Source organism: Microbacterium sp. NPDC055312 (assembly GCF_053645675.1).
The window spans coordinates 377,251-391,408 of the sequence record NZ_JBSHMU010000002.1 but is presented as its reverse complement, the minus strand read 5'-3'; the positions used below and the strand labels follow the sequence as shown (position 1 = coordinate 391,408).

14 protein-coding genes and 1 pseudogene are annotated in these 14,158 nt (G+C 71.3%); 2 read left to right on the top strand and 13 right to left on the bottom strand.

The window, feature by feature from the left end:
* Positions 1-8 precede the first annotated feature (8 nt).
* Positions 9-1,172: a glycosyltransferase family 4 protein gene (locus tag ACWIDW_RS06265; RefSeq protein ID WP_454123827.1), complete on the top strand. Its 1,164-nt coding sequence runs from the start codon at positions 9-11 to the stop codon at positions 1,170-1,172.
* A gap of 162 nt (positions 1,173-1,334) precedes the next feature.
* Here ACWIDW_RS06265 and ACWIDW_RS06260 read toward each other — a convergent pair whose 3' ends face one another.
* Positions 1,335-2,393, bottom strand: a complete 1,059-nt coding sequence (locus ACWIDW_RS06260) for an enoyl-CoA hydratase/isomerase family protein (RefSeq protein ID WP_454123825.1) — start codon at positions 2,391-2,393, stop codon at positions 1,335-1,337.
* Positions 2,394-2,556: 163 nt separating this feature from the next.
* Between ACWIDW_RS06260 and ACWIDW_RS06255 the strand changes: the two genes are divergently transcribed.
* Entirely contained in the window at positions 2,557-4,641 is a 2,085-nt protein-coding gene (locus ACWIDW_RS06255) for an ATP-binding cassette domain-containing protein (RefSeq protein WP_454123823.1), read from the top strand.
* 44 nt (positions 4,642-4,685) lie between these two features.
* Here the strand turns inward: ACWIDW_RS06255 and ACWIDW_RS06250 are convergent, their stop codons facing one another.
* The 12 genes and pseudogenes from ACWIDW_RS06250 to hemE all read right to left on the bottom strand — a co-directional run bounded on the left by ACWIDW_RS06250 (position 4,686) and on the right by hemE (position 14,064).
* On the bottom strand, positions 4,686-5,138 hold the full coding sequence (locus tag ACWIDW_RS06250; protein WP_454123821.1) for a hypothetical protein: 453 nt from the start codon (positions 5,136-5,138) through the stop codon (positions 4,686-4,688).
* Between the two features lie 143 nt (positions 5,139-5,281).
* On the bottom strand, positions 5,282-6,595 hold the full coding sequence (gene hemL / locus ACWIDW_RS06245) for a glutamate-1-semialdehyde 2,1-aminomutase (protein WP_454123819.1): 1,314 nt from the start codon (positions 6,593-6,595) through the stop codon (positions 5,282-5,284).
* A 50-nt stretch (positions 6,596-6,645) separates the two neighbouring features.
* Entirely contained in the window at positions 6,646-7,623 is a 978-nt protein-coding gene (hemB, locus tag ACWIDW_RS06240; protein WP_454123818.1) for a porphobilinogen synthase, read from the bottom strand.
* Positions 7,620-8,417: a uroporphyrinogen-III synthase gene (locus ACWIDW_RS06235; RefSeq protein WP_454123816.1), complete on the bottom strand. Its 798-nt coding sequence runs from the start codon at positions 8,415-8,417 to the stop codon at positions 7,620-7,622. The genes hemB and ACWIDW_RS06235 overlap by 4 nt, the downstream gene beginning before the upstream one ends.
* 11 nt (positions 8,418-8,428) lie before the next feature.
* Positions 8,429-9,415 carry a hydroxymethylbilane synthase gene (gene hemC, locus ACWIDW_RS06230; protein ID WP_454123814.1) on the bottom strand — a complete coding sequence of 329 codons (987 nt, stop codon included), beginning with the start codon at positions 9,413-9,415 and terminating at the stop codon, positions 8,429-8,431.
* Complete coding sequence (hemQ, locus tag ACWIDW_RS06225) at positions 9,412-10,089, bottom strand: hydrogen peroxide-dependent heme synthase (protein ID WP_454123812.1); 678 nt, start codon at positions 10,087-10,089, stop codon at positions 9,412-9,414. The genes hemC and hemQ overlap by 4 nt, the downstream gene beginning before the upstream one ends.
* A gap of 84 nt (positions 10,090-10,173) precedes the next feature.
* Positions 10,174-10,482: a hypothetical protein gene (locus ACWIDW_RS06220; RefSeq protein ID WP_454123810.1), complete on the bottom strand. Its 309-nt coding sequence runs from the start codon at positions 10,480-10,482 to the stop codon at positions 10,174-10,176.
* A complete protein-coding gene (locus ACWIDW_RS06215; protein ID WP_454123809.1) occupies positions 10,469-10,879 on the bottom strand; it encodes a phage holin family protein in 411 nt (136 codons plus the stop codon). Before ACWIDW_RS06215 ends, ACWIDW_RS06220 begins: the two co-directional genes overlap by 14 nt.
* A 3-nt stretch (positions 10,880-10,882) precedes the next feature.
* Entirely contained in the window at positions 10,883-11,293 is a 411-nt protein-coding gene (locus tag ACWIDW_RS06210) for a hypothetical protein (RefSeq protein WP_454123807.1), read from the bottom strand.
* A gap of 138 nt (positions 11,294-11,431) precedes the next feature.
* Positions 11,432-12,811: a protoporphyrinogen/coproporphyrinogen oxidase gene (locus ACWIDW_RS06205; RefSeq protein ID WP_454124501.1), complete on the bottom strand. Its 1,380-nt coding sequence runs from the start codon at positions 12,809-12,811 to the stop codon at positions 11,432-11,434.
* Positions 12,800-12,907: pseudogene (locus tag ACWIDW_RS06200) on the bottom strand (hypothetical protein); the annotation flags it as partial. The gene ACWIDW_RS06205 and the pseudogene ACWIDW_RS06200, both read right to left, overlap by 12 nt.
* 143 nt (positions 12,908-13,050) lie before the next feature.
* Positions 13,051-14,064 carry a uroporphyrinogen decarboxylase gene (hemE, locus tag ACWIDW_RS06195; protein ID WP_454123806.1) on the bottom strand — a complete coding sequence of 338 codons (1,014 nt, stop codon included), beginning with the start codon at positions 14,062-14,064 and terminating at the stop codon, positions 13,051-13,053.
* Positions 14,065-14,158: the final 94 nt, after the last annotated feature.

The following is a 14,158-nucleotide window of genomic DNA, read 5'->3' as shown; positions in this document are numbered from 1 at the left end:
TCGCTGTCATGCCCTCTGAGAACGCCGCCCGCCCTGCCGTGCTGATGGTGTGCGACTACTCGCTGAAGTACCTCGGCGGTGCGCAGACGGCTTTCATCCGTCAGGCGCAGGCTCTCGCCGGCGAAGGTGTGAGGGTTGTCGTCCTGGCACCGGATGCGGACGCTCTGACGTCAGACGGCATCACCACGGTCTCCCCGCCGAGGCGCGGCACGATCCCGGTGCTCGACCTGCCGCTGCTCGGACGGGCCCGCGATCTCGAGCCGCTGGTCGCCGCGACGATCCGTCGGCACGGTGTCGGTGCGGTCGTCCTGCACTCCGAGTTCGCAGTCGCGGCGGCCGCGATCGACGTGGCGCGCCAGCTGGGGATCCCCTCGCTGCACACCGTGCACACCTTCTTCTGGCGCGCTCCGGCAGCGCTGGCCCCATTCGCGCCGGTGGTCTCGCGCGTGCACCGCTCGCTCACCGGCATCCGGAATGGCGGCCGTTTCACTGGCAGCCATCCGCTGAACAATTCTCTGCGGACCATGACGCTGCGCGTCGCGGAGCGCGCCGACATCGTTCTCTCGCCCTCGAAGCACCAAGCTGTGGCGCTGCGCGATGCGGGCGCAGGGCGGGTCGAGGCGTTCTCGAACGTCGCCCAGCCGCTTCGGGTGGCCCCCGCGCCGGAGGACGAACCGCTGCGCCTGCTGTGGGTGGCGCGCTTCGCGCCCGAGAAGCGCGTCGACGTCGCACTCGACGCGATGCGCCTCGTTGTCGAGCGTCTCGGTGAGGGCCGGGTGCACCTCGACGTCGCCGGCGGCACGCACCGACCCGTGCCGGGCGTGACCTTCCACGGATCGGTTCCGGGTGAACGAGTCGGCGAGCTGATGGATGCCGCGGATGCCGCCCTCATCACCTCGCTCGGCTTCGACAACCAGCCGATGGTCGCGCTCGAGGCGTTCGCGCACGGACGCCCGGTGATCGTCAGCGACCCCGTGCTCGCGACGGAGTTCGGCGACGCCGCGCTCGGCACCCCCAGTCCGGATGCTGAGGGCCTGGCCGACCTGATCATCCGGCTCGCGGCCGACCGCTCGCTGCTCGCGGCCCCGCGCGAGGCCGCCGTCGCGTATGCGAGCGAGCGGGTGGCCGCCGCCCACGTCGCGCGACTGCTGGAGCTCGTCGCCTCGGTCTGACCGCTCATCGCCTCAGTCTGACCACTCATCGGAGGTAGGCGAACCCGCGAACACAGGCGAATACCGCACAGAATCGCCTACGTCGGGCTGTTGACCTACCTCGAGCGGGCGCGCTCAACGACAGCGCCGCCCCAGCGGGCGAAGCACCTGCACAGGCCCGGCTCAGAACAGCGCCGGCTCGGGCACGTAGGCGCGCGCCGGCGCACCGGCATCCGACGGCAGGTCGGCGACGGTCGCGGGCTGCCACTTCGGATTGCGGTCCTTATCGACCAGCTGAGCACGGATACCCTCGACCAGGTCGGGATGACTGTGCCCGAACCACATGACCCGGCGGTACTCGCCCTCGAGCGCCTCCCGCACGCCGCTCATCGTCCGCGCCTCGCGCACCGCATCGAGCGTGACGGCGAGGGCGGTGGGCGAGAGCTCCTCCAGCGTCGCCAGCGCAGTCGCGGCATCCGGAGCATCCGATTCGCGCAGCCGCTGCATGATCTCCCCCACCGTGTCGGCCGAGAACGCCTCGTCGATCCACACCCGCGCGGCGGGCAGCTGCGACGGCTCCGGCGTCTCGTCGAACAGCAGGGTCAGCTCGTTCGGGGTGCCCGGGTCGGCGCGGGTGGCGAGCGCGTCGCGCAGCCCGTCGAGGTTCTCGGACGGCACGTGATGATCGGCGAAGCCCAGATACAGGGCATCCGCCGCGTTCATGCTCTGACCCGTGAGGCCGAAGTACTCCCCCAGCCGACCCGGTGCCCGGCCGAGTAGCCAGGTGCCGCCGACGTCGGGAGTGAAGCCGATGCGCGTCTCGGGCATCGCCAGGCGCGAGCGCTCTGTCACGATGCGCACGGCGGCGTGACCGGCGAGGCCGATGCCGCCGCCCATGGTGATGCCGTCGGCGAACACGACAATGGGCTTGGGGTACTCGGCGATCAGCGCGTTCATCGCGTACTCGGCGCGGAAGAAGTCGGCGATGTGATCCGGATGCCCCGAGGTGATCGAGTCGTAGAGTGCCCGCACGTCGCCTCCCGCGCAGAGCCCCCGCTCACCCGCGCCGTCGATCAGCACGGTCTGCACGTCGGTGTCATCGATCCACGCGGTGAGGGCCGCGGTGATCTGCTCGATCATGCCGAGATCCAGGGCGTTGATCGCCCGCGGACGGTTGAGCGTGATCCGTCCGAGCGAGCTGTCGATGCGGGCGATGACGGTGGCGGCTTCGGTGTCGGTCACGCCTGTCAGGCTACTCCGCTTCACGATCTGCACCGATCTGCACCGATCTGCACCGATCTGCACCGATCTGCGCACGAGGATCGCCGGTTACGGCAGGTGAAGCGCGGATTCTTCCAGATTTCCGCGAAGATGGAAGAGATTGTCCCGAACAGGAGAGGTCGCCATGCCCGAAGGACAGGTGCTCGAGTTCACCCAGGTCACGAAGCGCTTCGGCGCGATGACCGCCGTTTCCGACCTCTCCGTCCGCGTCGAGCCGGGCGCCGTCACCGGATTCCTCGGCCCGAACGGCGCGGGGAAGACCACGTCGCTGCGCATCCTGCTCGGCCAGATCCGTCCTACCTCGGGTCGCGCGACCATCGGCGGCGCGAGCTACGCCGACCTGCGCCACCCGCTGCGCACCGTCGGCGCCGTGCTCGAGGAGTCGGCGTACCGCCCTCGCCGCACCGCGAGTCGTCAGCTTCTGCTCGCCGCCAAGGCGAACGGCATCCCCGCTGCTCGCGTCGATGAGGTGCTGCACCTGGTCGGTCTGCAGGACGACGGCGAGACCCGTCTGGGCAGCTACTCCCTGGGCATGCGTCAGCGTCTCGCCGTCGCATCGGCGCTGCTCGGCGACCCCGGCGTGCTCGTGCTCGACGAGCCCGCCAACGGGCTCGACCCCGAGGGCATCCGCTGGATGCGGCTGATGATGCGACGCCTCGCCGATGAGGGGCGCACTGTGCTGGTCTCGTCTCACGTGCTGAGCGAGATCGAGCAGGTCGCCGACGACGTCGTGGTGCTCTCGAAGGGCCGTGCGGTGCACGCGGGCCCGATCTCGGAACTCGCGGATGCTTCCGGCGGTGCGGTCGTGGTGGATGCCGAGAACCGCGCCCCCCTGATCACCGCACTCTCGGCCGCGAAGCTCGACTTCGACGTGCTGCGCTCGGGCGTCACTGTCCGCGACTCGGACTCGGCCGAGGTCGGCGCCGTCGCCGCCAAGGCCGGCGTCGCCCTGACGATGCTGCAGCAGCGCGGCCCCAGCCTCGAGGAGGTCTTCCTCGACCTCGTGTACGGGCGCCGCGCCGACAGCCCGCGTCTCGACACGTCCGCGAACCGGGTCGCCCATGCGTCCGACGCGGTGAGCGGCGCAGCCGCCGACGCGGATGCCGCAGACGCGGACACCCGCGAAGAGAGCGTCGACTCCGACATCCCCTCCGCTGACACCGGTGCTGCCGACGCGGCCCTGGTCGCGGGCGGTGTGCCCCTCGCAGGTGCGGCCGCCGTCGTCGCAGACGGCGGCGCCGTCGCGGCAGCCGGCACCGGGTACGGCGCAGCGCCCACCGACACCATCGCCGCAGACGAGGACGCATCGGACGACGGCCACACGCCCTCCGACACGACGTCGTCGGATCAGGCCGAGGTCGACGACGCACAGACCGCAGACTCTGAGCCAGCAGCAGAGACGGATGCCGACGCAGCAGCAGACACGGATGCCGAGGCCGATGCGTCGTCCGAGCCCGACGAGGCTGCCGGTGCGACTGCGGTCGAGGATGGCTCCGGTTCCGATGCGGACCAGGGCGCCGCAGGCGAGACACCCTCATCGGACGAGGCCCGCGCCGCCGAGCACAGCGACGACGACCTGATCGACGACGCTCCCGCGCACCCGGCTGACGCAAGCGGCGCCGAGGCACGCGGTGAGGATCCCACCGACTCCCCCGCCGTCGAGAACGTCGAGGGGGACGAAGCGGTCGTCGACCACGACACCGATCACCACGACGACGATCACGACGACCAGCACGACGCCGACGGCGACTCCGACGCCGCGTCAGATGAGACGCGCCCGCTCATCCTCCCCCTCGCGACCGACGCGGTCACGCTGCCGTCGACGACGGTCGAGCCCACGTTCACGGAGCTGATCACAGGTCTCCCCGCCTCGGTCACCACAGAGGGGTCCGACCACCCGGCTCCGGCGACCGAGGCCATCTCGATCGTGACGCCCGAGCTGTCGAGCGACGACGACGATGACACGGTCGACGACGGCGACGACGACCCGCGGCTCGCCGCGATGCGCACGTCGCTGTCGGACGCAGCCAGCCGCTTCTTCGACGGGCCGGCCCCTGACTACCCGTACAGCTCGCGTGCTCAGCGACGCGAGGAGTCGGCGGAGCCCCACGCCGATGAGGCACCCGGTCGCACCGACGGCGACTCGAGCACCCACGGCGACTCGGGCCGCGACGCCGCGCAGCATCACGGCGACCAGAGCCACCACTGACGGCTCGCCGCACCGCGATCTACGGCCGGCAGCTCGCGCTCCGGTCAGACGGTGCGCGGTCGCGGCCGGATCACCGGACGCTGGCGCGGCTTCTGCACCGGCACCGAGCCGGTCGCGATGTCGGCGACATCCTCGGGCTGATCGCTGACCTCGAGCCGCAGCGCCTGGGTCAGGGCGAGCCCGTGCCGCGTGGTCAGGATGAGCCTCGAGAACTGCGGGTCGCCGTCGAGGTCGATCACGACGCTCGGCCTGCGGCGGCGGATGAGCACGAAATCCGTGGTCTCTGCGGCCTTCCACGTTCCGGCGGCGAGCACACCGGGAATGTGCGTGCCCGGTCCCGGCACACCGCGCAGCCAGGTCCAGGCATCCTGAGTCAGCTGCACCTTGGTGATGTGCTCACGCTGGATCCGCAGGTTCTCGCGATGGAAGGCCGACGCCCGCTCGATCGGCGAGAGAACGATCTCAAGTCGCGTCTGATCCAGCAGCAGGGTCACCATGCGTCCAGTCTGCCAAAGCAGGTGTGCGACACCTAGGCGACTTGCTGACAGGACGACAACCATCCTGTTGTGCCGAACAGGCAACCCATGCCGGAATCCTCAGACCGAACCTCCCGCCCGGTCTGAGAGTTCCGACAGTCGGGTCAGGCGGATGCCGCGGCCGCAGCCGCCGCGGGCAGAGCGGCCTCGACGGCGGCGAGCTCGTCGTCGCCGTGCGCGGCGGTGAGGAACCACGCCTCGAACACGCTGGGCGGCAGCGCCACGCCCTGCTCGCGCATGGAGTGGAAGAACGGGGCGTACCGGAACGACTCCTGCGTCTGAGCGATCGCGTAGTCACGCGGCGCCTCGGGCAGGAAGGCGACGCCGAACAGGCTGCCGGCGCGCGGCACGGAGTGCACCACGCCGGCGTCGGTCAGCGCGGCATCCAGCGACGTGGCGAGCCGATCGGCCGCGGCGTCGATCCGCGCGTACACCTCGGGGGTCGCGAGACGCAGGGTCGCGATCCCGGCTGCGACCGAGAGCGGGTTCCCCGACAGCGTGCCCGCCTGATACACGGGCCCGACGGGGGCGAGCATGTCCATCACCGCGGCGCTGCCGCCGAGGGCCGCGAGGGGCATCCCGCCGCCGACGACCTTGCCGAACGTGATGATGTCGGGAACGTACTGCTCTCCCGCCTCCTGCTGCAGCCCCCAGAAGCCGGCCGGGTGCACGCGGAACCCGGTGAGCACCTCGTCGAGGATCATCAGCGCGCCGTGCGCGTGCGCGGTGTCGGCGATGAGCCTGTTGAAGCCGGGCAGCGGGGCGACGACGCCCATGTTCGCCGACGCCGCCTCGACGATCACGGCGGCGATGCGGTCGCCGTGCTCGGCGAACACGGCGGCCAGGGCGTCGGGGTCGTTGTAGTCGATGACGAGGGTCTGCGCGGCGATCGGCGCGGGGACGCCGGCCGAGCCGGGCAGCGCGAGCGTGGCGACGCCGGAGCCGGCGGCGGCGAGCAGCCCGTCGGAGTGGCCGTGGTAGTGGCCGGCGAACTTCACCAGCAGGTCGCGTCCGGTGACGCCGCGCGCGAGGCGGATCGCCGTCATCGTCGCCTCGGTTCCGGTCGAGACCAGGCGCACACGTTCGACCGGGCGCATGTCGCCGTGGCGCACCCGCTCGGCGATCAGCTGCGCGAGCTCGACCTCGCCCTCGGTGGGTGCTCCGAACGAGAGGCCGCGGGTCGCGGCATCCTGAACCGCCTGCACCACCTCGGGGTGCGCGTGGCCGAGCAGCGCCGGACCCCACGACGCGACGAGGTCGATGTACTCGCGTCCGGCGGCGTCGGTCACGCGGGCGCCGGAGGCGGATGCCAGGAACCGCGGCGTCCCACCGACCGACCCGTACGCCCGCACCGGCGAGTTCACGCCTCCCGGGATCACGGAGCGTGCGGCGTCGAACAGGGAGTCGTTTCGGTCCATGCATCCAGCCTACGGATGCCGGCTATGAGCGGCTCCGAGCCAGAGGCGCCTCAGCGAAGCCAGCGCGCCACCTCGGCGGCGTAGTACGTCAGCACCGCATCGGCACCGGCACGGCGGATCGACAGGAGTGACTCGAGAACCGCGGCGCGCCGGTCGATCCATCCGTTCGCGGCGGCGGCCTCGATCATCGCGTACTCGCCCGAGACCTGGTACGCCCACACCGGCACGTCGACCGCGTCGCGCACCTCGCGCAGCACATCCAGGAAGGCCATCGCGGGCTTGACCATGACGATGTCGGCGCCTTCGTCCTGATCGAACAGCGCCTCGCGCACGCCCTCGCGGCGGTTGCCGGGGTCCATCTGGTACGTGCGACGGTCGCCCTGCAGCTGCGAGTCGACGGCCTCGCGGAACGGGCCGTAGAAGGCGCTCGCGTACTTGGCCGAGTAGGCGAGAATCAGCGTGTCGTGGAATCCCTCGTCGTCGAGCGCCTCGCGGATGACGGCCACCTGCCCGTCCATCATGCCGCTGAGGCCCAGCAGCTGAGAGCCGGCGCGGGCCTGCGCGAGAGCCATCGAGGCGTAGCGCTCGAGAGTGGCGTCGTTGTCGACGCCACCTGCAGGCGTCAGCACACCGCAGTGACCGTGGTCGGTGAACTCGTCGAGGCAGAGGTCGGTCTGCACGACGAGCGCGTCGCCCACCTCCGCAGCCAGCGCGGTCGTGGCGACATTCAGGATGCCGTCGGGGTCGTCGGCGCCCGATCCGATCGCGTCTCGCACGGCCGGCACGCCGAACAGCATCACTCCGCCGAGTCCGGCCTCGGCGGCATCCACCGCGGCTGCCTTCAGCGAATCCAGCGAGTGCTGGACGACACCCGGCATCGAGCCGATCGGCGCGGGGTCGGCGAGACCCTCGCGCACGAACATCGGCAGCACCAGCTGGCGCGGCTCGAGCGACGTCTCGCGCACGAGCTCACGAACGGGAGCGGACTGGCGAAGGCGGCGCAGCCGCGCGTCGGGGAAGCGGCTCACGGCGCGAACTCGTCTGCCGCGTGCGGGAGGGTGAAGCGCGAGACCGTGTCGATCAGCGCATCCACCGTCTGCTTGTCGGCGATGGCAGTGACCGGCAGGCCCGCCTTCTCGGCGTCCTTCGCGGTGCGGGGGCCGATCGCCGCGAGCATCGTCGTGTCGGGGATCTCGGGGAACTGCTCGCGCACCTGCTTGGCCACCGAACCGCTGGTGATCAGAATCGCGTTGATGCGGCCGTTCTCGACGTCGCGGCGGATCCGCTCGGTGACCGGCACCCCGACGGTGCGGTAGGCCACCACGCTGTCGACGTCGTGCCCCGCCTCGGTGAGCATGACCGAGAGAACGGGCTTGGCGATCTCACTGCGCAGCGAGAGGATGCGCTGCGCGTCGGGCTCGATCGAGATGATCTTCTCGGCCATCCCGGCCGCCGAGTTGTCGAGCTCGGGCATGAGCGCAACGTCGTAGCCGACGGCCTGCAGAGCCGCAGCGGTCGTCTCGCCGACGGCGGCGACCTTGGTCGTCGCCGGGATCACGATGCGATGCGCGTACAGCACGTCGACCGTCGTGGCGCTGGTGATGGTCAGCCAGTCGTACTCGCCGCCCTGCAGGCGGGCGAGGGCCGCGTCCAGGGCGTCCTGGTCGGTGGTCGGGGCGAAGTTGATGAGAGGCGCCACCACGGGCACCGCACCCATCGCGCGCAGGCTGGCGGCGACGCTGTCACCCCAGGGGCCACCCCGCGGCACGAGGACGCGCCAGCCGTCGAGCGGCTTGGCGGTCTTGGTTTCGGAAGCAGTCATGTCGATCACTCTCAGGGGAGGAGGTCGGCCGCTCCCTGTTCGAGCAGCCGATGGGCCGCAGAGTCGCCGAGCTCACGAGCCGTGCGCATCGGGTCTGCACCATCGGCAGCATCCGCTCCGTTGCCGCTGCCGTTGCGTCGAATATACCCCCTGTTCAGGGACTCGGAGACGTCCAGCCCGATTCGGCGTCCGCCGCCGGGCTCGTACACGACGGCGCGCAGACGGATGCTGTCTCCTGTGACGACGGCATGGGCTGCCATGGGCGCCTGGCATCCGGCGTCGAGTCCGGCGAGGACGGCTCGCTCGACCGTCACCGCGATGCGGGTGTCGAGGTCGTCGAGTCGCGCGAGCGCGTCGAGCAGCTCCGCCGGCGCGTCGGCCGTGGTCTCCACGGCCAGCGACCCCTGCCCGGGAGCGGTCGGCCATTCGGTGAGGCCCAGCTCCTCTCGGCGCAGGGTCGTCTCCGATCCGAGGCGGGTGAGCCCCGCGGCGGCGAGGATCACGGCATCCAGCTCTCCCGACGACACCCGTTCGAGACGGGAGTCGACGTTGCCGCGGATATCGACCACCTCGGCATGCGGGGCACGGCGGCGCACCTGGGCGATGCGTCGCGGCGAGCCGGTGCCGACGGTGCTGCCGCGACGCAGCTCGTGCAGCGGCGTGCCACCGCGCGTGATGACCACGTCTCGGGCATCCGCTCGCCGCGGGGTCGCGGCGATGACCAGTTCGGCGGGGACGGCAGTCGGCAGATCCTTCAGGGAGTGCACGAGGATGTCGCACTCCCCCGCGATCAGCGCCTCGCGCAGACGGTTGGCGAAGATGCCGGTCCCGCCGATCTCCGACAGGGATGCGCGGTTCGTGTCGCCCTCCGAGACGATCGGCACGAGCTCGACCGGACGGCCGGCGACGGCGGCGAGCGCGTCGGCGACGTGACCGGACTGCGCCTGGGCGAGCGCGCTGCGCCGGGTGCCGAGCCGGATGGGTGCCTGCGTGCTCACTGAAGCACTTCGGCGATCTCGTCGAGACGCAGGCGGCGCCCGGTGTAGAAGGGCACCTCCTCCTTCACGTAGCGACGGGCCTCGGTGTAGCGCAGGTCGCGCATGAGGTCGACGAGCTCGGTCGGCGAATCGGACTCGAGGGGCAGCAGCCACTCGTAGTCGCCGAGCGCGAAGGCCGCGACCGTGTTCGCGATCACGCCGGTGAAAGCGGCCCCCTTGCGTCCGTGATCGGCGAGCATCTTGCGACGCTCGGACTCCTCGATCAGGTACCACTCCGGGGTGCGCACGAACGGGTAGAGGCACAGCCACTGCTTCGGCTCGACTCCGCGGAGGAAGCCGGGTACGTGCGCGCGGTTGAACTCCGCGTCGCGATGCACGCCCATGACGTTCCACACCGGCAGCAGGTTGCGCAGCAGGTCGGTGCGGCGCAGGCGGCGCAGCGCGCGCTGCAGCTCCTCGACGGTGTCGCCGTGCAGCCACACCATGAGGTCGGCGTCGGCCTTGAGGCCGCTGACGTCGTAGAACCCTCGGACGCTGACCCCTGAGCTCTCGATGTGGCCGACGAGCACTTCGAGCTCGCTCTCGTCGGTCTCGATCGCCGGCGCGTCGGGGTTTCGGCCCCAGACGGCCCACAGGGTGAATCCGGACGGGTTGTCATCGCGCGTTTCCGACATGCATCCAGTCTGCCCCTTCTGGCTGAAGGCGGCGAACTCGCCGGCAGAATGCCCGCGCTGACCCGGCGGGATCGCGCGGGATCGTCAGCGCGAGATCGCGCGGGCGATCACCCACACGAGGCCGCCGACGGCGGCCGCCGCCGCGACGACGGCTGCTCCGGCGCCCGCGGGGTTGCGGTGCGCGAACGCGCGGGCGCGCACGACGCCCCGCGCGGTCGCCTTCTCGATGCGACGGGGGAAGTTGCCCCGCACCTCGATCGCGGCGAGCGCGGCCCGCAGCTCCGCGCGGGCCGAGGCGACGGGGTCGGTGATGCCCGCGGGCACGACCGTTCGCGGAACGTCCGTTGTCGTCAGCGCGGCGCTGGGCAGCGACGTCTTCTCAAGATCGCTCATTGACGGGGTCTCCCTTGATGATGCGCACATCGGTGGCGACGGCCTGGCCCGGGTTCTCGCGCTTCATCACCTTGCGGAACCGCGCCAGGCCGAGCAGCGCGAAGATCACGATGAAGACGAGCAGGAAGCCGAGCACCGCGAGGGCCGAGAGCCACGCGGGCCACCACGAGCTCAGCCCGATGATGCCGAAGGCCAGCAGCACCGGGATGGCCCAGAACAGCAGGAACAGCACGATGACGAACCACAGGCCGCCCATGCCGGCGTCCTTCGCCGTGCGCGAGACCCACGCCTTGGCAGCGTTGATCTCGGCGGTGACAAGGTTGCGAACCAGCTCGGGGAGGTCCCCGAGCAGGGTCAGCAGGCTGTCATCGGCGCGATCGCGGTATCCGCGGAGCATGCGTCAGCCCTTGTTCTTGGGCGTGACGGCCTCGGAGCCGACCGGCTTGGCCGGCGGCATGGTTCCGCCCGAGGTCGAGTCGTGCGAGTGGGAGTCGTGCGAATCCTTTGCTTCGGCGACCTTCTCGGCCGCGTCCTTGGTCGCATCGATGGCGCCGTCGAGCTTCTCACCGGGAGTGCCCGACTTCGAGACGGCCTTGACGACCTTCACCGCACCGGTCCAGACGGCACCGGGAACGGCGGCGGCCTGCGACTTCGCGAAGTCCTGCACGCGGGAGACCTGCTCCTGCACGGGATCGAGGTTCCACACCTTGAGCCACTGCGTCTTGATCTGCTCGTAGCGCTCGCGTCCTGCTCGACTGCCGAGGACGTAGCCTGCGCCGAGTCCGATGACGAGTCCGATCTTCCCCTTCATGAGGGCCTCCTGACGTTGGTTGCGGCCACTTCCGCGCTCCAGCGTAACCACATATTCCTCGTTCGGCATCTGCCCTTGCGTCGAAGGGCGGTTCGATGTATCGGCGCGCCGCCCGAACAGTCGCCGCGCAGCGTCCGCTCAGTCCCAGAGCAGGCTCGCGCGCAGCCGATCGGCTTCGGCCACGGCATCCGGAACGACCTGCGCAAGCCCGGTGCCGGCCACCCACGCACCCACGACGCCGAGCCCCGGGGCAGCGGTCACGGCTGCGCGGACGGCGGCCCGGCGCTCGGTCGCGCCGATCAACGACGTCGGCTGCGCCTGCACGTACCGCGCACGGTGCGCGGCCAGCAGCTGCGTCGGGCGCAGAGTCACACCGAGCAGAGCGGATGCCTCCGACAGCGCGAGCGCGGCAGCCGCGTCATCGTCGAGGTCGGCCGTCGCCGCCGGCTCGCCCTGGCTGCCGAACGACACGCGCACGAGATGGCGGCCGGCGGCGGCGTCACGAAGCCATCCCCACTTCGCCGTGGAGTGGGTGAGAGCCTTCGCCGTGTGACTGCCCGGCACGGTGAGCACGCCGCTGCCGCGGGGTGCGGCGTCGAGTTCGGAGGAATCGAGCAGCAGCGTGACGATCTCGATCTCGGGAGCTTCCCCGACGTCACCGAGGCCGGTGACGTACGCGTCGATGAGCGGGCGCGCGGACGGCTCGGCCGTCGCCACGATGACGCCGGTCGCGCGCAGCGGCGCGTCGGCATCCGGATCTCCGTCCGCCGTCGGTGCGATCTCGACCGTCCAGTTCTCGCCGTCTCGCTCGAGGCCGGTCACGCGGCTGCCGGTGCGGATGTCGGCCCCGTACGCGACGAGGTCGGCGCGCAGCGCCTCGACCAGCCGGCCCATGCCGCCGGCGAGGCCGAGCACCGCCGCTCCCGGCGTCGTGCCCTTGCGCTCGGCCGCGAGCAGACCGACCGCTCCGGTCAGCGACCCGATGCGGGTGAGCGCGGCATTCAGGCCGGGCGCGGCGACGTCGGTGTCGACGTCGTCTGGGTCGGCCGAGTACACCCCCGCCGTCACCGGGGCGACCAGCCTGTCGCGCACGCGGGCGCCCATCCGCGAGCCGACCAGCTTGCCGAGGCTGCGTTCGTGTCCGATCGTGAGCGGCGGGCGCAGGCGGTCGAGGTACGCGCGCCAGGCTCCTCGCCAGCCGATGATGCGGCGCACGTCGTCGTGGAACGGGTTGGCCGGGATGCCGAGCACGCCGCCCTTCGGAAGGGGCGCGTCGGGGGCATCCGGGATGCCGCTCAGCCAGGCGCCGCCGCCCTGCGGTGACACGACCGCGTCGGCGAGGCCCAGCTCGTCGATCAGAGCCTTCACGTGCCCGCCGCGGGTGGCGAAGCTCTCGGCGCCCGCGTCGACGACGATGCCGTCGAGCTCTGCGGTGCGGATGCTGCCGCCCAGCGCCTCAGATGCCTCGAGCAGCGTCACGTGCATGCCGACCTTCGCGCACTCCCGGGCGGCGACCAGGCCGCCGATCCCGCCGCCGACCACGACGACGTGCTGCTGCGCCGCTCGCGCGGCGAGTTCGGGAGAATGCTCGGAGGTCATGCGCCGATTCTTCCACCGAGGCCTATGCGCCGGATGCCCGTGGGTGTCACTTTCCGGGCGGCGACCACGCTGCCCGGGAGCCGAACGCTCGGCATGCGCTCGACTTCACCGACATCCGGCTCCCCGCCAGGGCTCGGCAGCGTAGCGAACGGGGCGGGTCAGATCTCGCCGTGGGCGAGCTGCACGATGCGGGTGAGCTGGTCGGGGTCGGTCTCGGGCGGCACGCCGTGTCCGAGGTTGAGGATGTGGCCGTTCGCCCCGCGTCCACGGGCGATCACGTCGCGCACGTGCGCCTCGAGCACCGGCCACGGCGCCTGCAGCATCGCGGGGTCGATGTTGCCCTGCACCGCTGTGTCGGGCCCGACGACGCGGATCGCCTCGTCGAGCGGCATCCGCCAGTCGACGCCCACCGCGTCCGCGATGCCGTCGAGACGCATGTCGGCGAGGAAGGGGCCGGTGCCGACGCCGAAGTGGATGCTCGGCAGTCCGATCCCGTCGAGCGCGGCCTTCGAATGCGGGGCGATGTGCGCGCGGTAGTCGGCCGTGCTCAGCGAGCCGGCCCACGAGTCGAAGAGCTGAACGACCGAGGCGCCCGCGTCGCGCTGGATCTCGAGGAATCGCCGTGAGATGCGCGAGAGCCATCCGGCCAGGGCGTTCCACGCCTCGGGGTCGGCGTGCATCATCGCTCGGGCGCGCAGGTGCTCCTTCGACGGTCCGCCCTCGATCAGGTAGGCGGCGAGGGTGAACGGGGCGCCGGCGAAGCCGATCAGCGGCGTCTCGCCCAGCTCGGCGACGGTCAGGCGCACGGCCTCGGCGACCGCGGTGCCGTCGAGGTCCGCCGGATCGATCTGCGTGATGCGGGCGACGTCGTCGGCGGTGCGCACCGGGTTCGCGAACACCGGTCCTCGCCCGGGCTCGATCTCGACCTCGACGCCCGCGAGGCGCAGCGGAATCACGATGTCGCTGAAGAAGACGGCTGCATCGACCTTGTGCCTGCGCACCGGCTGCAGGGTGATCTCGGATGCCAGGTCGGGGGTGAGACAGGCATCCAGCATCCGGGTGCCGACCCGCAGTTCGCGGTACTCGGGCAGCGACCGCCCGGCCTGACGCATGAACCAGACGGGGGTGCGCTCGGGGGTCTCGCCGGCGAGCGCGCGCAGCAGATCACTCATGCCGTCATCATCGCACCAGGCGCCTATGCGTGCGCCGGGGTCGCGGTCGGGGTCGGATGTCGGATCGAGTCGCCTTGGATGCCTCACATAGCAA

What these genes read in the sequence shown, in the direction of transcription:
- ACWIDW_RS06220 (WP_454123810.1), bottom strand. Translation starts at nt 10,482, where the DNA reads ATGAGCGATCTTGAGAAGACGTCGCTGCCCAGCGCCGCGCTGACGACA.
- ACWIDW_RS06250 (WP_454123821.1), bottom strand. Translation starts at nt 5,138, where the DNA reads ATGGTGACCCTGCTGCTGGATCAGACGCGACTTGAGATCGTTCTCTCG.
- ACWIDW_RS06255 (WP_454123823.1), top strand. Translation starts at nt 2,557, where the DNA reads ATGCCCGAAGGACAGGTGCTCGAGTTCACCCAGGTCACGAAGCGCTTC.
- ACWIDW_RS06215 (WP_454123809.1), bottom strand. Translation starts at nt 10,879, where the DNA reads ATGCTCCGCGGATACCGCGATCGCGCCGATGACAGCCTGCTGACCCTG.
- ACWIDW_RS06210 (WP_454123807.1), bottom strand. Translation starts at nt 11,293, where the DNA reads ATGAAGGGGAAGATCGGACTCGTCATCGGACTCGGCGCAGGCTACGTC.
- hemQ (WP_454123812.1), bottom strand. Translation starts at nt 10,089, where the DNA reads ATGTCGGAAACGCGCGATGACAACCCGTCCGGATTCACCCTGTGGGCC.
- hemE (WP_454123806.1), bottom strand. Translation starts at nt 14,064, where the DNA reads ATGAGTGATCTGCTGCGCGCGCTCGCCGGCGAGACCCCCGAGCGCACC.
- ACWIDW_RS06265 (WP_454123827.1), top strand. Translation starts at nt 9, where the DNA reads ATGCCCTCTGAGAACGCCGCCCGCCCTGCCGTGCTGATGGTGTGCGAC.
- hemL (WP_454123819.1), bottom strand. Translation starts at nt 6,595, where the DNA reads ATGGACCGAAACGACTCCCTGTTCGACGCCGCACGCTCCGTGATCCCG.
- ACWIDW_RS06235 (WP_454123816.1), bottom strand. Translation starts at nt 8,417, where the DNA reads ATGACTGCTTCCGAAACCAAGACCGCCAAGCCGCTCGACGGCTGGCGC.